Source organism: Microvirga sp. GCM10011540, from assembly GCF_042650665.1.
Classification (GTDB): domain Bacteria; phylum Pseudomonadota; class Alphaproteobacteria; order Rhizobiales; family Beijerinckiaceae; genus Microvirga; species Microvirga lenta.
The window spans coordinates 26,093-44,975 of sequence record NZ_JBHSBQ010000010.1 but is presented as its reverse complement, the minus strand read 5'-3'; the positions used below and the strand labels follow the sequence as shown (position 1 = coordinate 44,975).

Here is an 18,883-nt window from a genome sequence, read left to right as displayed (position 1 = left end):
CTGAACAAGCAGGCCACCATTGCTCGTCTTCTCTCCCCCACAGTATACTGGCTGACATGTCAATCGATCTGCGGTTCGCGAAGTATTGCCTGCCGTCTCGCCTCAGTCTGCATGTGGCTGAGCAGGGGCCGGAGGACGGCCGGGCCGTGCTGATGCTGCACGGCTATTCCGATTCCTGGGTATCTTTCAGCCGCATTCTCCCGCTCCTCCCGGCGGACTGGCACGTGATCGTCCCGGACCAGCGCGGGCATGGAGAATCCGACCGGCCGATGGATGGCTATGCGCCTGCCGAACTCGCTAGGGACGCCATCCAGCTCATGGACGCGATTGGAATCGCAGAGGCTACCCTGGTCGGCCATTCAATGGGGAGTTTCATCGCCCGCACAGTCGCAGCCCAAGCTCCCAAGCGCGTTGAGCGCTTGGTCCTCATTGGCTCGGCCGTGACAGCGTGCAACCCGATCACGCAGGACCTGCTGCGGGAGGTCGACGCGCTCGACGATCCCGTCGGCGAGGATTTCGTCCGCATGTTTCAGGCCAGCACCATCCACCGCCCGGTGCCGGCGGCATTCTTTGAGCGAGTCGTGGCCGAGAGCCTGAAGGCCCCGGCGCGGGTCTGGAAGGCCGCGCTTTTCGGCCTTCTCGCGGCCGATCCCGAACCGGATCTCGCCCGGATCCGCTGCCCGGCTCTGATCCTGGGCGGCGACCGCGACGGCGTCTTCTCACAGGAAGAGCAGGAGCACCTCGCCACACGGATCCCCGGTGCGATAGTCAAGATCAGTCCCGAGATTGGTCATGATCCCCAGTGGGAGGCGCCGGACGATGTCGCGCTCGATCTGATCGCGTTCCTCCAAAGCCCGAACACTCCGTAGGTGGGTGGAAGCTTTCGGGTGCCCATCAACAGTCAAGCCTCGCTGCTCTTCTCCTTTGAACACACAAGGTCTGCATGGGGTCACGCACAGGAGATCGGTACAGGGAATGAAACTCTGGCTTGGTCTGGTAAGCTGACGAAGGCTTTAGAGGAAGCGCTCAGTCCGTGTTTCCTGCCGGCACGAGCGGCCAAGTTCATTGCGGGGGTCGGTGTGAACCCAGAGGTCGCCTATTGGGTAAGCTTCCCCTCTCGGTGTACTTCCAAAACCAGTTGCGGTTTCGTGAGGCTTAACCGCAACTTAACATAGGTTAAGCAGGTTCTGTCTGACGCGATTGTTTAGCGGAGGCAGAAGTGACGAAGAAGCCTCAGCCCAACGGCGGCATGTGGAGCATTACATCCGACCAGCTCACGTCCCACGCTCAGCGAGAGTTACTGCGGGAACTCGGCCTCCGAATGAAGGGAGGTTATGAGGAGATGATACAGGAGCAGATTCCTGAACGTCTAAGGGAGATACTGGAAAGACTTGCACAGCGGGAAAACGGCAAAGACGAGGGGGAGGCATAAGCCGTTCCACAGCCTCCACACGGGGCTGCTAGCCCTACACCTTGTGTTAGTCAGGGTTTTCCTGCGCCAGTCTACCAGCCAGCCGTGAAGTAGCCTCACGGATCATCAGATGCCAATGGCGCTCCACGTCCTGTTCAATGAGATACCTACGTTCAGCCTCCGTAGCGTGGGCATACCATCCTGAGTTCTCTATCCTCCTGCGGACAATGGAACGGGCCTCAGCCTCAACATCTTCATCTTTGAGTGTGAGCGACATTGGTAGACGATGAAGCTCCTAAGCCTAGCCATATTATCAACAGGAACGCCATTCGTTCTTATTTTGTTCCGATCAAGAAGACAGGAAAGATGTTATCTCGCCCTAATACAGGTTCTGGCGCGATTTGATCTGCGACTGAAGATCCATCCAGTGGCGTTTAGAGCCTCGGCGGCATCGCGGAGATCTCATGCGGCCTCCGGCTGCGGACAGTCGAGGGAAGCTGTGCTAGGACTGGCCTTGGCATTCGCACGCTGTACTGCGGGATGGCGAGCCAGCTTGGCGCAGACGAGTTGCGCGTCCACAGAGGCCGGAACATACAGTAAGATGGTGGCCGAGCCGCCCCCGTCACTCTTAGCTGTGAGCGCCAAGCTTCCGAGTTCAAAACCAAAGCGCTGGGCATCTCCGAGAATGCGAATTGCCCCATCGTAAGTGTCGGTCAGGGCCGCCTCAACCACGAGCTCCCACCTCGGTTCTCCTGACATTGTTCCCTCCGATATGATCATTTTGTCTAAGAAGATATTATTTGCGCTCCGCCAGAATTTCTTGCCGAAGTAAGTTCTGTATGCTCGCATTGCAGAATGGAATCCAGGAGAACGGCAGTGAGGCAGAACAGGCGTTCTGAGAGTCAACTTGGCCGCAACAGGGCATCAGTCGACGGAATGGATCGCAAGATCCTCTCGGCTCTTCGGAGGGATGGCCGGCTTACGATGGCCGAACTTGCCGAGAGAGTTGGTCTTTCCCAATCACCCTGTTGGACCCGTGTGAAGCGCTTGGAAGCCAGCGGCGCCATTGAGGGCTATGTCGCGGTCCTCAACCACCAGGCCATAGGGGTATCGAACGTGATCTTCGTCGAGGTAACTCTTGATAGACATGATGAGAACATGCTTGAGCAGTTTGGAGATGCCCTGGCGAAGATCCCGGAGGTGGTCGAGGCGCACCTTGTGACGGGAGACTACGACTACCTCGTCAAAGTAGCCGTATCCGATACAGAGCACTATGAGCGTTTTCTACGCGAGAGCCTTTACCGGATTCCAGGCATTCGTCATTCGCGCTCGACATTTGCTCTTCGCGAACTGAAGAGAGCCGTCTCGGTCGATCCCCTGCTGCTTGCGGACAGATAACTGAAGCGGCAGTCACGTCGGGAACAAGCGGTGTGGAGTTCGAGATCTTGTCCAGGATGAATGCCGCGTTATCTCAAGTTGCTGAGCCAGAGACATTGCTTGCTCCAGAAGAGATCTGGACTAGGCCAACCTTGCGCGTTGAGGTCGCTTGATCAATGTCAGTTGGTAAGGATCTATGATGATCGAGGTGTTACGTCTCAGGAGATCCGAGAGCCGCGGTTCCCCACCGCCCAATCCTTGGCCAAGGACTGACGGGCATATATGCCCGTGAGAGTGGCCGTCGGGTCGCTGAATGCTGGCGTCGCTAACCTAGGGTCGCGCGTGACGACAATAGTCCCTTCGTCAACCTTCCGGAATCGCCACCCATACAATCCCTCAGATGCAAAGAACGAGCCTGTCCTTTGCGCTGCCCGCATCAGCGGCGCCAGTCGGGGCTGGCGCCGTTGCTATGCCGGAAGGACGATCACCTTCGTCTTGACCGGCGTTCGTGAGTACAGGTGCATCATGTCCTGAGTGAGGAGGCCGACACAGCCGCTCGTGATGCCGGTGCCGATCGACTCGGCATCGAGGCTGGCGTAGATCGTGTAGAGCGTGTAAGCGCCGTTCTGATAAAGATACAGCGTGCGGGCGCCGAGCGGATTGTCGAGGCCGCCCGGCATACCGCGGGCCCACTTGGCCGCCTCGGGCTGGCGCCGGATCATCTCCTTGGGCGGGGTCCAGGTCGCCCATTCACCCTTGCGCCCAACATACGCCTCACCGCTCCACCGGAACCCATCGCGGCCGACATTGGCGCCATAGCGGGTGGCGTTTCCATCGTCCTCGACGCGGTAAACATAATAATTGCCTGGGTCGACAATGATCGTACCGGGCGCCTCTTTGCTGTCGTAGCGAACGGTCCGGCGATAATATTTCGGATCGACCTTGCTGACATCGATTGCCGGGATCGGGAACTTCTCATCGGGCACTGGCCCGTAGACCTTCGCGGCCTCGGCGAGGCTCATGCCGTCGGATGTCACGCAACCGGCCAACCCCAGCGCGCCGAGACCGGTGGCCGAGCCGACCAAAAACGACCGACGGCTAAGCCCCCCCGCCCGACGACGGCCATGCGAAGCCACCTCGTCTGTCTCGCCGGCATCGGCGCTGCCACTGTCCATGGTCATGGTTTGGCTGCTTCCCTTCTCCTGCTGCCCGACGAGCCAAAACTCCGGCAACCACCCGCTGAACGTCCTGCTGAGCTAGAGAGTGCCGTCACCCGGCTCAATTGGCAAGCCCAGGCCGTCGCTGCGCGTGGCTTACCAAAAACTTGGTTGGAAAATCCAGATGGCCTCGCGGTTTCACTCCGCGTGGCCCGATCTGATGGTTGGCTTCGGCACCGCGGCGATAAATGCGGATGCTCACCACAACGTCGGAGAAGCCGCCCGCGAGGAGCGCCGCTGCTTCTTCGGAGGTTGGATCGAGCGGAACCTCCCTGCTCGCAGCGCCTTGAAGATGGTGCGGAACAAATTTCGGGTGTGGCTTCGGTCCGGTTCCCGAACCAGGAGATTCCATGACAGTACGCCTCAAACCCGTCGGGGAGCAGATTGTGGTTCTGACCGGAGCATCCAGCGGCATCGGCCTGGCGACGGCCCGCGCTTTGGCCACCAGGGGCGCCAAGCTTGTTCTCGTCTCCCGGAACGAGGTCGCCTTGCAGGAGATCGCCCGTGATTGCGAGGTCAAGGGTGGAAGAGCCATTGCTGTTGCGGCCGATGTCGGCCGCTTTGAGGATATGGAGCGAGTCGCAGACAGAGCTGTCCAGGAGTACGGCGGCTTCGACACCTGGATCAACAATGCCGGCGTGGCGATCTTCGGAACCGTCGAGCAGATTCCGATCGAGGACCACCGGCGGCTGTTCGAAACCAACTATTTCGGCGTTCTGCATGGCTGTCTGGTGGCCGCCGGACATCTGCGTCAGCACGGCGGCAAGATCATCAACATGGGAAGTGTGTTGAGCGACCGAGCCGACATCCTGCAAGGTCCCTATTCCGCCTCGAAGCATGCCGTGAAGGGTCTTACCGACGCACTCAGGATGGAGCTTGAGGAGGATCGCGCACCAATCCAGGTCACTCTCATCAAGCCATCTGCTATCGACACGCCCTATATGGAGCACGCGCGCAGCTATCTGGACTCGCCCGGCACCAAGAATCCACCGCCCTCCTATGATCCCGAGCTTGTGGCGCGGGCCATCGTCTTCGCCTGCGAGCACGATCGGCGTGACATCATTGTCGGGTTCGGGGGCTGGGCGCTCTCCATGATGGGCACTCTTGCGCCACGCCTGACTGACTATGCGATGGAAGCCGGTGGACGGATTCTTCAGGAGACCAGCGATCCGGGCTGCATGGAGCGGCGGGACAATCTCTACAAGTCCCGGTCAGACGGCACCGAGCGATCGTCGCTGCCGGGCGGATCGCGCAAGACGAGCCTGTTCCTGGAGGCGCAGCTTCACCCCGCCAGCTTTCTGCCGGGAGCGGCTCTCGCCGCTGCGGCGGGCTTTGGCTTCGCGGCGCTGCAGTTGCTGCGCCCGAGAGCCGCGTCGCCGCGTCGGCGTAGCACCGGGTCGCACTAGCACGAAACCCGGGCGTGTAAGACGGCGGCCGTGGTCTGGAACTTGGCCTTAAGGCGTGTGCCTGGGGTTGGATTGGAAAGGGCGAAGCGGACGAGAGATAGGCGACCCGTAGCACCGCAATTGTTCCTACGAGCACTGCGTGAGAATCTTGGCTTTCCGTAGCCACTTACGTGCGACGTGCGGATCCGGAAGTCCGCGTCTGCGAACTGAAGGACCGCGGGAGCGAAAAGCGGACCCGGTTTCCGCTCCGGATGATGTGCTCACCCATGGAATGGGCATCGGACTGATCTCGAAAGTGCAAACCCACTTTACCCATCCGATGCCCCTAGGCTCAGACGTGGTGGAGGAATGGAAGTGTTTGACGCCTGAGAATGGCTATTCGCCTCAGTTGAGCCGTAGCGAAATGAACCATCAGGAACCGAAATTGCTGTGCTTTGTTGGTCCGTTGCGGCTCCAAGAGGAGAGGCCCCATGACTCATTGGCGGAAGATCTTGCAATTCTCAGCTCTCGTGCTCCCGGTCTACGTCTTAGGCCCAGAAACGGCCGCCGCACAGCAGGCGGAAGGGCTATCGTGCACCGGAACGATGACCCAGCAGCTGAGGCGTTTCAGCGAGAAATGTCTGTCCGAGCTGGTAACGTTCGTGGCATCACAGCCCGAAATGGCCGCGACGGTCTATAGCGAGAGCGAAAAGTACTACGTCACCATTATCCGAACCGACGAAGGTGTCCTGGCTGAGGCCGTCAGCAAGTTCAACTATCCTCTGATGAAGGCAGAGGCCCCCGAAATCCTCAAGCAGCTCGGGTGGACGCCACCGGAGAATGAATCGGACGATTGGAGCAAGAGGATTGGTCACGAACGCATTAGGGCAGGCGATGCAGGAAAGGAGCTGAGCCAAGCCCTGGCCGCATACGGCCTCAAGCCGGGAGAGGCAATCACGCTGACCATCGGCCCCAAACTGGCAGACAAGCCGACGAGCGGCTGAGGCCATCCGCTGCCGCCCCTCAGGGGCGAACGGCAGGCGTTTCCAACGGCATGCCTCTGGCGCGCGTCATGAGGAACAGTTCTAAGTCAACATATTCGGGTGAGCCGTAAGCGTAGGGTTCCGCTCGCACTCCCACCATGCAGTTCCGAAGCCTGCGCTGGAGGGAGCCCATGTCCTGCCATTCCAGGCGATAGATGGGATATCCGGTCGGGTGCGCCTGCGGAATTACGCTGCTCGCGAGCTTTTGCCCCCAATTGTCGTCGTGGCAATTGGCGCACGAAAAATTGAGCTGTCCCTGCCGCCGCTCGTAAAGCTCCTGGCCTCGGACACGAAACGGCTCGAGGCGTTCATCGTCTCCCACTACGATCAGCATGCCCCGCGATTGTTTCCCGACGAAGGCAGTGAGAGCGAGGAGCTCCCGGCTCTCGAATGGAAGAGGCGTAGCGTTCTGGTTCGCGGTCCGGCACAGGTTGATGCGCCCCTGGAGATCAATGGGCCGCCCCTGTTCGGCGGAGTAGGCCGGGTAGCGCGCGGCGACACCCTTCATGCTCACCGCCGCATCGCCATGGCAATCACCGCAGGAGCGGCCACTCGGATTGGCCTTGCTGCTCCACAGCGCATCTCCCTCCGCAACCCACAGCATCCCCGGATTGGCGATGTCGTCCCGCTGCATTGTCTGGGACTCGGGGCTCATGAAGTCGAAGCCAGAAAGGCGCTCCGCCGGAGGAGATGGTTGAGCACTCGCAAGAACAGCGCCGAGACTCAGCGCTCCAGCGCTCCAGGCAATTCCTTGCAGAAGCCCGCTCATTCGACGATGATCTCTGCAGTCTCTAGGTGAGCCTCGCCCTGGTCTCCGATCCACCGGAAGGCGATGCGCCCGCTCTCCGTCGCGACCGCTGTAAACGAGAAAAACGGATTGGCCGCAATGGCCGGGAACAAATCCGCGCTGAAGATCTCCTCCCCGTTATAGGTGCATATGAACCTGTTGATGATGTTGCGCGGGACGAGCGCGCCATCCGCGCCGGTCCGATAGCCGGTCTCCATGGGATGGGAGATCAGGGTCTTGATCTCAATGATGTCGCCGCGCTTGGCTGTCTTAGGAACGTTGATGAGGGCGCGCGCCATGTCAGGTCTCCACACAGGCCGGCAGGGTCACGATGAGTTCGGCGGTGTCGGACCAGAAGGTGCCGTCGCTGAGCTGTGCAATCGCGACGATGTTCTGGGAGTCGCCCAGGCGGATGCGGGTCGAGACCTCGGCTCGGCCGGCGCGCGGGCTGAGGTGGAAATGAGCGACGTTCGGCTGCGGATTCCGTTCGTTGAAGATGGCAATGGACCTCACGAACTCCTCCGCTGTCATCGGGCTCTCGACCGTAACTTTCAAGGGAACGGAGTTGCCGTTCTCGACCAGCGGCGGAATATCGAGGGCAACCCTCCCCTTCCGCACCTCTGCCTCGCCAACCCAAGCCTTGATGGCCGCCGCCATGCTCTCCGGGGTTGCCTGGGCAGGACGCGTGACGATCAGCGCCAGAGCGCCAGCACCGGTGGCGAGCACCTCACGCCTAGTAGCGCCCCTGGGGCCTGGTCCGTCGCTCATGGAGCCTCCGTTAATGTTGTGAGGAACGCCACCACGTCCTCGACCTGCTCCGCGCTCAGCACGGGCTTGCCCTGCCAGGTTTTTCCGACCCGGACGAGTCCATCGATACTATGATAGGGCGGCATGATCGTGGCAGGATTGATCCGCCTGCTGTCGACGATTCTCAGTCTCAGCTGCCCTTCCGACCAGCGTGCGCCGACGCCGCTCAGGTCGGGAGCGAGGTTTCCCTGAAAGCGCTGCTCCGGAAACGGTCCGGAATGACAGAGCAAGCAAAGCCCTTTCTGGCGATCAACGACGATTGCACGGCCGCGAGCAGGGTCGCCCCTGGTGCCTGTGAGCGGCTCCGGAATGCCATCGTCGACGATCTCGAAAAAGCGCATCTCCTGCGCCCCAATCGGTGCGGATGCCACCAGCAAGAGAGAAGCCGCCGCTATCGCCAGGACATCACCCGAAGACTTCGCTGGTGATGGTCTTGAACCATGCTTCGGCATAGGTGGCTTCCTGCTCTCGAAACGATGGTGGAGCATTCTGCGGGCTCGTCCCACCGGCCTCTTCCACATCGGTCAGAACACCGTCGACAGGGCGATAGACGCCAGCGACCGAGATCCCGTAATCGGGGGCAACTAGGCTGTAACAGGTGTTGATGAGCTTCGGTGCGGCGGGCGTCTCTCCCCGAAGAAGGCTGGCAACCGCAGCGGCGCAGACCTTCGCCTGCGCATTCGCGGAGAATGCCGATTTCGGCATGCCGCCTGCGATGCAGGCATCGCCGATCACATGGACATTCGGCTGGAGGCGCGACTCGAACGTGACAGGATCGATCGGACACCATCCGCTCCGGTCGGCGACGCCCGCAGCCTGTGCGATCTTCCCGGCCCGCTGAGGCGGAATCACGTTCACCACGTCGCCCGTGTGGCGATCGAAATCCGTCACCAGCGTCTTAGACTTAGGCTCCACCTCGATCACTTTCCCGCCGGATGACAGCGGCACCCACTCGATCATGCTCGGATACAGCTCTCGCCAGGCATCCTGGAACAGGCGCTGCTTTGAGAAGCTATCCTTTGCATCCAGGATGAGAAGCTTCGAGCGGGGCTTGTTCATCTTGAGATAATGGGCAATCAGGCTCGCTCGTTCGTAAGGCCCAGGGGGGCATCGGAACGGGTTGCTCGGGGCGGCAATGATGACGGTGCCGCCATCGTCCATCGCCTCAAGCTGGCGCTGCAGCAGCACGGTCTGCTCTCCTGCCTTCCACGCGTGGGGCAGCACCAGCGAAGCATCCTCGTCGTAGCCGGGCAAGGCGTCGAACCTGATGTCGATGCCGGGCGAGAGGACGAGCCGGTCGTAATCAATGGACGAGCCGTCCGCGAGGCCGACACGGCGGTTCCAGGGATCAACCTGGACAGCTAGCTGCCGGACGATGTTGACGCCATCCGGCCCAGGCATGCCGAGCTTGAACTGTTGGGCCACGATGGGCCGCAGCCCGGCTATCACGGCGTTGCTGAACGGGCACGCCGTGTAGGTCGGTTCAGGCTCGACCAGCACAACGGCAAGCCCCTTTTGACCCAGCTCCCGTGCGCAGGTCGCCCCTCCAAACCCGCCCCCGATGACCACCACCCGAGGGGAGGACTGCGCCGCCGCGCACCGCGTAACTGCAGCTGCCGCGAGCGCCGCCGATCCCAAGAACGTCCTGCGGCTCATCGTTCCGGACATGACGTCACCTCAGCGTTGCCGACCGATCCAGGCCGCAATGGCGCGGATTTCCTCTTCGGAAAAGCCTTTCGCAATGCGGTCCATGACCGTCGCCGGTCTTCGGCCGGTGCGGAAGGCCTGCATGGCTGCAACGATCTCTCCCGGCTCGCGCCCCTGGAGCGTGGGAACGACCGTACCAACGGTTCCGGGACCATGGCACCCGGAGCATGCCGTCACTCCGGGAGGCGCAGCCGGTTGCGCCCTCGCCGGTGTAGCTGCAACGATCATGATCGCCGCGAGGATCATGAAGCTCTCGCGGGTCGGAAAGGCCTTCGGGCCTGCGCCGTTCACGACCTCACGCCCGACGCAGGTCCGCTTTTGTCAACGGCCCGGAGCGGATGCGTTTGCCGGTCGCGGCGAAGATCGCATTGAGAACCGCCGGAGCCGCCACGAAGATCGTCGGCTCACCGACGCCGCCCCAGAAGTCTCCCGACGGCATGACGATGGACTCGACAGCCGGCATCTCTTCCATGCGGACCACGGGATAGGTATCGAAGTTCTCCTGCTCGACCTTGCCGTCCTTCAGCGTGATCTCGCCAAGAAGGAGGGCGCTTAGACCATATGCGAAAGAGCCTTCAATCTGCGCCTCGATCTGCTGGGGATTGACGGCATGCCCGCAATCTGTTGCCGCCACGATGCGATGGATTTTCAAGACCCCGTCATCGTCGACCGAGACTTCGGCGCAGGCCGCGACATAGCTGCCGTAGCCCATATGCTGGGCGAGACCGCGGTGAACCCCTTGCGGCGGCGGCGTGCCCCAGCCTGCCCTCTCGGCCACGGCATTGAGCACGGCGAGGTGCTTGGGGTGGTTCACGAGCAGCCTGCGCCGGAACTCGAGCGGATCCTGGCCGGCCGCGTGGGCGAGCTCATCCATGAAGCTCTCGAGATAAAGGGCGTTCTGGTTGTTGTTCACGCCTCGCCAGAAGCCGGGAGGCACTGGCGGGTTGCGCATGGCGTGATCGACGAGCAGGTTCGGGATGGTGTAACCAAGCACGCCCTCCGTCCCGCTCGGGTTGAGCCCCTGGAACGTCGCGGGGTCACGTCCGTTCTGGAGGGCCTGAGGATTCACGGCCGCAAGAATCGATTGGCCGGAAATGCGCATGTGCAACCCGGTCAAGTTCCCGTCCTTGTCGAGAGCGCCCACCAGCTTGGCCTGGGTGATTGGGTGATAATGCCCGTGCAGCATGTCCTCCTCACGGGACCAGATCAGCTTCACGGGCGTTCCGGGCATCTGCTTGGCGATGAGAACGGCCTGCCGGACGAAATCGTGGCTCGTCGCACGCCGGCCGAAGCCGCCGCCGAGGTTGTGGCGATAGACTTCACACTGGCCCACCGGCAGGCCCGCCGCCGTGGCCGCGGTCGCAAGCGCCGCCTCGGCATTCTGGGTTGCCGTCCAGACTTCGCAACGGTCATCGGTCCACAGGGCGGTGGCGTTCATCGGCTCCATGGTGGCATGGTGTTGATACGGGAAACCATAGACCGCCTCGACCGTTTTGTCCGCGTTTGCCAGGACCGCTTTGACGTCGCCCGCCCGGTTGCCGACGAAGGCCTGGTCGGCAGTCAACCCTTCCTTCAGCATCTCGGCGATGGTCTCGCTGGAGAGCTGCGCGTTGGGCCCTGCATCCCACTCGATCGGCAGGGCGTCGAGCGCGGTCTTCGCGCGCCACCACGTATCCGCGACAACCGCAACGGCATCATCGCCGACTTGGACGACCTTTCTGACACCCGGCATGCCCTCAACTTTGGCGGCGTCGAAGCTCTTGAGCTTCCCGCCAAAGACGGGGCTCGCCTTGATTGCGGCGTTGAGCATGCCGGGCCGCTTCACGTCGATGCTGTAGATCTGAGCGCCATTGAGCTTTTCGACAGTGTCGAGCCGCTTCACGGGCTTGCCGGCAATCGTCCAGTCCTTCGGATCCTTGAGCGTGACGTCGCTGGGCGCATTGAGCTTCGAGGCTGCCTCGGCAACCTTGCCATAGGTCGTGGTCCGTCCGGATGGCCCATGGGTGATCACACCTTTCGCGACGCTGCATTCGCCTGCCGGCACTCCCCACTCATTGGCTGCGGCCTGGATGAGCATATGGCGGGCGGCGGCTCCGCCCTTGCGCATATAGTCGTGCGAGTCTCGCACGCCCCGGCTGCCCGCCGTCTGGAAATTGCCCCAGACGCGGCTGCGGGCTACGTTCTGGCCCGGCGTCGGATACTCGGTCGTCACCTTGTCCCACTCACATTCCAGCTCCTCGGCAACGAGCTGGGCTAGGCCGGTGAGCGTTCCCTGACCCATTTCAACGCGGCCGATGCGGACCACAACCGTGTCGTCAGGCCTGATCACCACCCAGGCGTTGATCTCGGAAGATGTCTGGGCCAACGCTTCCGTGCCGAACGGAAGGGTGAATCCCAGCGCAAGCCCGCCAGCGGCAGCGGCGGAGCTGACGAGGAATGTGCGGCGCGATACGTCGAGTGCAGCAGTCATTGATTCCTCCCGTCGCCGGTCAGCCGCGGTTCTGTCCAGCGGCAAGCTTGATGGCTGCCTTGATGCGGTTGTAGGTCCCGCACCGGCAGATGTTGGACATCTCGGCCACAATATCTTCGTCGGAAGGCTTGGGATTGGCCTGGAGGAGAGCCGCGGCCGCCATGATCTGGCCGGTCTGGCAATAGCCGCATTGCGGCACATCGAGTTCGAGCCAGGCCTTCTGCAGAGGGTGGGATGCATCCGGCGACAGTCCCTCGATCGTCACGATCTTCTGGTCGGCCGAGAGCGCCGAGATAGGCAGGGTGCAGGAGCGGGTGGCGAGGCCGTCGATATGCACTGTGCAGGCGCCGCATTGGGCGACGCCGCATCCATATTTCGTACCGGTCAATCCAGCCTGTTCGCGAATGGCCCACAAGAGAGGCGTGTCCGGTTCAGCATCGATTTCGCGGACAGTTCCATTGATCGTCAGGCTGACCATGAGCTTCCTCCCAGATTGTATTGTGAGCGCCGCCTCCGTACGCAGTACCAAAGTATGGATCCTAGGCTCACCTAGACTCCAGTCAATCGTTCGCGATCTGGCGGTTTGCAGACCTGCTGCCCTGGCAGCCCTCTGGTTACTGATGCCTGTTGTCGTAGAGACAGCCGTCTGGACATGGTGCAGGGTTCGAGCGCCATCCCTGTTGGCCCGTTTTCACCTGTCGGATGTACATGATACCTCAGATGGGTTAGTCCTTAAGTGCCGTCTAGGCCGAGAAAACAGGCTGTTGGTCAGTTCCTCGATGGCTGGGCGGCCCGCGGCTACCCTTCGCCCCTTCCTCTACCAATTGGACGGGTAGCTCCGGGTCAGGCAGTGAAGTCCATTCGCTTTTCGAAAGGTTTGGTTGCGTGAGGATTGCTGCCTTCGAGCTTAGGTCTCAGGCGGTAGAGTCTAGGATGGGCGCGGTTGTTTGGGCCATGCGGCAATGCCCCGCTTCCTACCTCGGCTCATCAAACCGGGCGTGCGACGCTACCGCATCCGGTTCTCCGACCGGCTTCATCACAAGACCCACGACAGGGCAGTTCGGGGCAAGCGCTCCAGAGCCAGCACACCGCGTTCCCCATGGGTCACGTCGTGCGGTGGTGGGCCTTGGGGTGTTCTAATCGTTGTGAGGTGGCTCTCCATAAGGAATGAGCGACGGCAGCAATACCACCCTCAGAGCGCGGAAGCATCTGAGCCTAAGCCCCTTCCGCTGGCGGGCATCATGATGCTGCGCTCTGCGCGCAGCGTCTCCTTGCGTGCCATTCACTGTTCCCAGAAATGTCGCGGACCTGTCCTCCTGCTCACGCCGTCAATGCTCCATGCTCCTGGGCCGGCAAACATCAACAGCAGGAACACGAAGCAGTCGAGGATCGATGCATCCCCTCTGTTGAGCACGGGATACAGGCTTCGAGGAGCATGAAACATCCAGTAGGCGACGGCCATCTCCCCGGCCAGGATGTGAAGGCTACCGGACGGGTGATCAGGCCAACAAGGACCACCACTCCACCGACAAGCTCAAGAACGCCGCCGGTCCCATGAAGGGAGAAGAGTGGCGGCATTCCGCTTTGCGGCGGGACCGGAAAGCCGAGCAGTTTTTTTGGTGCCATGCAGCATGAAGATCAGGGCCGTCATGATCCGCAGAGTAGCCAAGGCTTAGGGTGACCAGCGGTCGAGCGTATCCGAGTAGGCATCAGGCGATCCTTCTCGCCATCACGTGGCATTCCAGGCCGATAAGACGTGTAGGCTAAATGCCTTCCAGACCCCGCAGTTCGCTCATGGGTTCCCGGCCCCAGAATAGGCGCAGACTTCCATGCGTCGGTCAGAGGCTGGCGAAGAACAGACTTGCCCCAACAAAGGCGCTCACGGAGGCAACGAATAGAACCGAAGCACGCTGAAGTGAGGGACGAGCTTCGACGCTCGCTATGGAGTCTGCCATTTCAGCGTCGGTAAAGATGAAAGTTTTCGTTCCGACCCTAACGGTCTCTGCCTACGTGTCCGATGATACTGGCCGCTCAACGCAGAAACTTGCTGTTGGGTTGATCACAATATGTTTGGGAAAACTCGAATGACACTGTACGTCAACCGCCGACGGTGTTGCTGCCGCCATTGATGTGCGCCTTGAGCACATTGGACGGCCTAAATGCCAAAACGCGGCGCGGCTCAATCGGCACCTCAACTCCGGTCTTGGGGTTGCGCCCGACGCGCTCTCCTTTGTCTCGCACTATGAAGTGACCAAAGCCCGAGAGTTTCACATCCTCGCCCGCCGCGAGGCAGTCGCAAATCTCCTCAAGTACCTGCCCGACCCATTCTGCCGATTCCGCCCGCGAGAAACCGAGCTTCTGACGAACCGCCTCGCTCAGTTCCGTTCGAGTCACTGTGTTTCCCGCCATCAGCCCGCTCCCGATAATGAGAAACGCCCCAGCTTGGAGCTGAGGCGTTTCCCGAGGACCAAGGAGGAAGTGCCCCGCAGCCCTCCCGTTGGACATCACCAGAATGCCTGATCGGCACGAGTATGGCTGTATCGCCAGGGACACACGTGATACCTCCCGTCGTTCTACGGGGCTCGCCTTCTACGGGCGAGATACCAGATTGTACCAATCACCACGATCCCCAGCAGGATCACCCACCACCAGTCGGCGAGACCGCCTTCTGGCGCGACTGCCGGATCAGCCGGTAGCGCACCCGGAGCAGGTGCCTGGGCCAAGGTGCGCGACGATGTTACAAGCAGGGTGACCCCCGTGAGCATCGTCGATGAAGCCTGCCGCATGTATCCCCCTATCGATGTCGCTGGAATAGCTTAACGTGCCTGCGCCGCCTAATGCGGTGGCCCCATACGATGTTGTAACTCGGTCAACCGCTGGATTAGAGGCTCGCGCAGCCGCTGATGGCGATCTTTGAGTTGGGCGAGCAGCCGCTCCTTGATGATTTCAGGACCGGCCCAAAGCCGAAGCTGCTCACAATCGCTGCGATATTCGGCTTCAGTATCCGCAAGCGCCGCCAGGGCGGCCTGAAGGTCGGCAGAATACCAGGGGAACTGCATCGATACGGTAGAGGTACGCGGCATTGAACACCCTCCCTCATTCTGTGAAGCAGGAGATCATAGTGGGTTTCGGGGCGAGATGAAGGCGTACCGCACTGATCCCGAAAGCGACCGTAAGCGCCCCAGGATCCATCCCAGCAGCAGGCAACAACCTTCAGTGCCCCCGGACAGCTAACAGCTCCGCCTATGACCTTGATGGGCTGTGACTTGTCTAACAAGGCCTGACAATAAGCACCGACACACACGACCCGGAAATAACGGCTTGCCGGCGAATCAACGCAGCAGGTAAAGTCGGTTATTTAGTCAGAATGGTGCAGTCCGATCCTGGGCGCCAACCACCCTCTAAGTGGTAATGCGCAAAACGCATCATTGACCACGACTGCCACGAGCGTGCCGTTGAACGTACGCTCCAGCAACCACATTATCGATATAGTTCCAGCAAACTGAGGATCTTCGGAGAGGAGCTGGGTTGATAGAATGGTGCACTTCTGAGGTGCTAGATTGACGAAGCTGGCCTCAAGTATCTGTGATTTCCGAGAACTTGCCGATCGAGGAGGCAAACGTCACCTTCATTCTCCGTCGACCACCCTCGCAACGCATGTCCGCTAAGCGCTCAGGAGCCGCGCGGAAGCGGACAATCCTCGAACTCCCATATAGGCCAATGAGACTATAGTGCTATGTTGAGCCAATCACCGAGAACGACGAATTGGAGGGCACGGGCTAGCGCCCTCCTGCGGTCTGACCTGCTCGCCTGCGCCCTGCTCCTGATGCCTGCCCCAGCCCTGGCCGGTGCTGGGGAGAAGCTCGCCGCGCTTGCTCCGTCGGGGCTGGTGCTCGTGATGGACGAAAAGGGCAACGAACTGGTGGCTCAGAATGCCGATAGGCCCTTCGTGCCGGCCTCCGTCGCCAAGATCGTAACCGCCTGGCTGGCGATGGAAGTCCTCGGCGCCGACTACCGCTTTGAGACCCGCTTCTACCTGGGTGGCGACCGAGTGCTCTACATTCGCGGTGGCGGCGATCCTTTTCTTGTCTCCGAAGAGCTGGCTCAGCTCGCGCCGGTGCTGGTCGCTGCAACCGGTACGCAGCCGCTAAGCGGCATCGTGCTGGACGCGAGCTACTACCCCTCGAACATCCGTATCCCGGGCATCGAGGACACCGAGGAGGCCTACAACGCGCTGAACTCCGCGCTCGCGGTGAACTTCAACACGATCCATGCTGTTCGGAAGGGCAAGACGGTCCACTCCGCCGAGAAACAGACCCCGATCACGCCGCTCGCTGTCAGCCAGTTCCTAGCACGGGGCGCCCAGGGTCGCGGTCGCATCAGCCTGACCCAGGATCCCACAGTGGGCATGCAATATGCCGGCGAGCTGATTGCCGCTTTCATCGAGCGGGCCGGCGGCAGCGTCAAGGGCAAGATCTCGACCGGAGCCGTGCCTGCGGGCCTGGAGCCGGTCTACATTCACCGCCAATCACGCCCGCTTTCGGAGATCCTTGCCGGGTTGCTGCTAGGCTCAAACAACTACATCGCTAACCAGGTCTTTCTGGAGATTGGCGGGCACCGCCTAGGCGGGCCCGTCAGCCTTGAGAAGTCGCTCCAGGTTGCGAACGAGGTGCTCGCCAGGCACGGCCTCGCCGAGTCCATCTACCTTGAGGAAGGCTCGGGCATCAGCCGCGGCAACCGCTTCACGGCCCGCGGCCTTGCCCAATTGCTGCACCTCTTTGAGCCCCATGCCCACTTGCTCCAAAGCGGCGACGGCGCTCACTTCAAGACCGGCAGCTTTTCCGGCGTCCGCACCTTAGCGGGTTATACCGATACTTCGAAGCATGGGCGTGTGCGCTTCGTGATCGCGCTCGAAAGCAACAACGGCGCGATGCGCTTCCGGCTCCTCAAAGCCATTCAGTCCCAGTTGTAGCCGCAGGTGCACCTATCGAGCCGAAGCTCCCCAATGCGTCCCAAAAGACCACAATGCCCCCTACTGAGCCCTGAGAGAGGAACTCGCGTGGATCGTTAACGTCCCCCGGCCTGAAGGCTTTGCCTCCGGACCGGGAGGTCATGCCCAAGAGCGGACCTTCCGAAGGTCGGAGAGGGGTCATTCCGCATGCCGCCCGGTCCGAGCGGCCATGTTCAAGGCAAACTCCGTCTCCTTGCCAGTAGCCTTATTGTCTTGGAAGACCTCGTCCTAGAGATCCCGCGAGGATTGTCTACTCCAGGACGCCATGTTAATCGACGATCTCTGTTCTTACCTCGTATGACCTTGGAGCCGTGGCATGGGAGCCGAGCCCTCGTCGGACAAGTAAGCCGCAACAACGCTTTCCTTGTTGTTGCGGCGTCTGTCGAACTGATCCCAGCCTATGCTGACAGGCAGGTCGCCGCCGAATGATCCTCATTTGAGCGGATGCCTCATCATGTCTCCAAAGCCCCCCAAGTGGGCCTATTCCCTGCCGACAGCGCTCTTGCTGATGGCACCCTTCGATATTCTCGCCTCCCTGGCGATGGATATCTACCTTCCCATCGTTCCGGCCATGCCGGGCATTCTCGGCACCAGCCCGGCCGTCGTCCAACTCACGTTGAGCCTCTACATGGTGATGCTCGGGCTCGGTCAAATCATCTTCGGGCCGATCTCGGATCGTGTCGGACGGAGGCCCATTCTGGTCAGCGGTGCAATCCTGTTCGCCGCGGCATCATTCTGCTTGGCTGCATCCTCGACTGCCATTCCCTTCGTTATCCTTCGCTTCCTGCAAGCGGTGGGAGCCTCGGCAGCCCTGGTGGCCACCTTCGCGACCGTCCGGGATGTATATGCCGATCGCCCGGAAAGCGTGGTCATCTACAGCCTGTTCAGTTCCATGCTGGCCTTTGTGCCCGCCTTAGGACCGATCGCCGGAGCGCTCCTTGCCGACAGCTTCGGTTGGCACTCGATCTTCGTCACGCTGGGTGTTCTTGCCGTTCTCGCGGTCCTTCATGCTCTGTTCCGCTGGCGTGAAACCCGACCGAAAACAGCCGCCATGTCACGACATTCGTTCCTGCCCGTCCTCCGCAGCCTTGGGTTCTGGACCTACACGCTCGGGTTCAGCGCCGCCATGGGGACGTTCTTCGTGTTCTTCTCGACCGCCCCCCGCATCCTCATCGACAGGGCTGGCTATTCGGAGCTGGAATTCAGTTTCGCGTTTGCCACGGCAGCGATCGTGATGATTATCACGACGCGCTTCGCCAAGCGGTTCGTTGCCCGATGGGGGAACTCTGGCAGTCTCACGCGCGGCATGGCGATGCTGCTCCTGGGCGCAGGGCTGCTAAGCATGGGGCAGGTGCACGGGGCACCATCCTTCGGGACGTTCATCGTCCCCATGTGGGTCATGGCAATCGGCATCGTCTTCACGGTGTCGGTGACGGCGAACGGCGCCCTAGAAAAGTTCGGAGACATCGCCGGATCGGCGGTGGCGCTGCATTTCTGCGTGCAGAGCCTCATCGTCAGCATTGGTGGAACGTTGGCTGTGATCCGGTTGCCAGGTGACACCGCATGGCCGCTTGCAACCTTCTCCTCGATCATGGCCATCGTCGTCCTGACCGCACTGGGATTCCTGCATCAACGAGGCCGCCTGCGGACGTGATCCAACGTGAGGTC

Annotated in this window: 18 protein-coding genes and 1 pseudogene; 7 read left to right on the top strand and 12 right to left on the bottom strand. The window is 61.3% G+C overall.

Translation table 11 applies throughout. The features are described 5' to 3' along the window. The first annotated feature begins 56 nt into the window (after positions 1–56). From ACFOYU_RS04395 to ACFOYU_RS04385, 3 genes are all read left to right on the top strand, one after another. Complete coding sequence (locus ACFOYU_RS04395) at positions 57–869, top strand: alpha/beta fold hydrolase (RefSeq protein WP_377032577.1); 813 nt, start codon at positions 57–59, stop codon at positions 867–869. A 350-nt stretch (positions 870–1,219) separates the two neighbouring features. Then, positions 1,220–1,432, top strand: a complete 213-nt coding sequence (locus ACFOYU_RS04390; RefSeq protein ID WP_377032576.1) for a NepR family anti-sigma factor — start codon at positions 1,220–1,222, stop codon at positions 1,430–1,432. Positions 1,433–2,347: 915 nt separating this feature from the next. Further along, complete coding sequence (locus ACFOYU_RS04385; protein WP_377032575.1) at positions 2,348–2,809, top strand: Lrp/AsnC family transcriptional regulator; 462 nt, start codon at positions 2,348–2,350, stop codon at positions 2,807–2,809. Positions 2,810–3,255: 446 nt separating this feature from the next. Here the strand turns inward: ACFOYU_RS04385 and ACFOYU_RS04380 are convergent, their stop codons facing one another. Then, a complete protein-coding gene (locus tag ACFOYU_RS04380) occupies positions 3,256–3,963 on the bottom strand; it encodes a L,D-transpeptidase (protein WP_377032658.1) in 708 nt (235 codons plus the stop codon). 392 nt (positions 3,964–4,355) lie between these two features. On the opposite strand from ACFOYU_RS04380, the gene ACFOYU_RS04375 reads away from it, so the two are divergent. Further along, a complete protein-coding gene (locus ACFOYU_RS04375) occupies positions 4,356–5,411 on the top strand; it encodes an SDR family oxidoreductase (protein WP_377032574.1) in 1,056 nt (351 codons plus the stop codon). Positions 5,412–5,881: 470 nt separating this feature from the next. Next, complete coding sequence (locus ACFOYU_RS04370) at positions 5,882–6,394, top strand: hypothetical protein (RefSeq protein WP_377032573.1); 513 nt, start codon at positions 5,882–5,884, stop codon at positions 6,392–6,394. 19 nt (positions 6,395–6,413) lie between these two features. Here ACFOYU_RS04370 and soxA read toward each other — a convergent pair whose 3' ends face one another. The 11 genes and pseudogenes from soxA to ACFOYU_RS04315 all read right to left on the bottom strand — a co-directional run bounded on the left by soxA (position 6,414) and on the right by ACFOYU_RS04315 (position 15,287). After that, positions 6,414–7,202: a sulfur oxidation c-type cytochrome SoxA gene (soxA, locus tag ACFOYU_RS04365; RefSeq protein WP_377032572.1), complete on the bottom strand. Its 789-nt coding sequence runs from the start codon at positions 7,200–7,202 to the stop codon at positions 6,414–6,416. Further along, a complete protein-coding gene (soxZ, locus tag ACFOYU_RS04360; RefSeq protein ID WP_377032571.1) occupies positions 7,199–7,519 on the bottom strand; it encodes a thiosulfate oxidation carrier complex protein SoxZ in 321 nt (106 codons plus the stop codon). Before soxZ ends, soxA begins: the two co-directional genes overlap by 4 nt. Position 7,520: 1 nt before the next feature. Further along, positions 7,521–7,988 (bottom strand): SoxY-related AACIE arm protein, encoded by a 468-nt coding sequence (locus tag ACFOYU_RS04355; protein ID WP_377032570.1) that lies wholly within the window; start codon positions 7,986–7,988, stop codon positions 7,521–7,523. After that, positions 7,985–8,479: a sulfur oxidation c-type cytochrome SoxX gene (gene soxX, locus ACFOYU_RS04350; RefSeq protein ID WP_377032569.1), complete on the bottom strand. Its 495-nt coding sequence runs from the start codon at positions 8,477–8,479 to the stop codon at positions 7,985–7,987. Before soxX ends, ACFOYU_RS04355 begins: the two co-directional genes overlap by 4 nt. Next, the gene (locus ACFOYU_RS04345) at positions 8,433–9,695 is read right to left on the bottom strand and encodes an FCSD flavin-binding domain-containing protein (protein WP_377032568.1); all 1,263 of its coding nucleotides are present in this window, start codon (positions 9,693–9,695) and stop codon (positions 8,433–8,435) included. Before ACFOYU_RS04345 ends, soxX begins: the two co-directional genes overlap by 47 nt. Positions 9,696–9,704: 9 nt before the next feature. Next, complete coding sequence (locus ACFOYU_RS04340) at positions 9,705–10,025, bottom strand: c-type cytochrome (RefSeq protein ID WP_377032567.1); 321 nt, start codon at positions 10,023–10,025, stop codon at positions 9,705–9,707. A 4-nt stretch (positions 10,026–10,029) separates the two neighbouring features. Further along, positions 10,030–12,204 (bottom strand): molybdopterin cofactor-binding domain-containing protein, encoded by a 2,175-nt coding sequence (locus tag ACFOYU_RS04335; RefSeq protein WP_377032566.1) that lies wholly within the window; start codon positions 12,202–12,204, stop codon positions 10,030–10,032. Between the two features lie 19 nt (positions 12,205–12,223). After that, positions 12,224–12,682 carry a (2Fe-2S)-binding protein gene (locus ACFOYU_RS04330; RefSeq protein ID WP_377032565.1) on the bottom strand — a complete coding sequence of 153 codons (459 nt, stop codon included), beginning with the start codon at positions 12,680–12,682 and terminating at the stop codon, positions 12,224–12,226. 804 nt (positions 12,683–13,486) lie between these two features. Beyond that, positions 13,487–13,855: pseudogene (locus tag ACFOYU_RS04325) on the bottom strand (DoxX family protein). Positions 13,856–14,301: 446 nt separating this feature from the next. Further along, positions 14,302–14,613: an integration host factor subunit alpha gene (locus tag ACFOYU_RS04320; RefSeq protein WP_377032564.1), complete on the bottom strand. Its 312-nt coding sequence runs from the start codon at positions 14,611–14,613 to the stop codon at positions 14,302–14,304. A gap of 425 nt (positions 14,614–15,038) precedes the next feature. Further along, positions 15,039–15,287: a hypothetical protein gene (locus ACFOYU_RS04315; protein ID WP_377032563.1), complete on the bottom strand. Its 249-nt coding sequence runs from the start codon at positions 15,285–15,287 to the stop codon at positions 15,039–15,041. Between the two features lie 743 nt (positions 15,288–16,030). Here ACFOYU_RS04315 and ACFOYU_RS04310 point away from each other — a divergent pair. Both ACFOYU_RS04310 and cml read left to right on the top strand, forming a co-directional pair. Beyond that, positions 16,031–17,176, top strand: coding sequence for a D-alanyl-D-alanine carboxypeptidase/D-alanyl-D-alanine-endopeptidase (locus tag ACFOYU_RS04310; RefSeq protein WP_377032562.1), 1,146 nt, complete (start codon positions 16,031–16,033; stop codon positions 17,174–17,176). A 493-nt stretch (positions 17,177–17,669) separates the two neighbouring features. Beyond that, complete coding sequence (gene cml / locus ACFOYU_RS04305; protein ID WP_377032561.1) at positions 17,670–18,869, top strand: CmlA/FloR family chloramphenicol efflux MFS transporter; 1,200 nt, start codon at positions 17,670–17,672, stop codon at positions 18,867–18,869. Positions 18,870–18,883 lie beyond the last annotated feature (14 nt).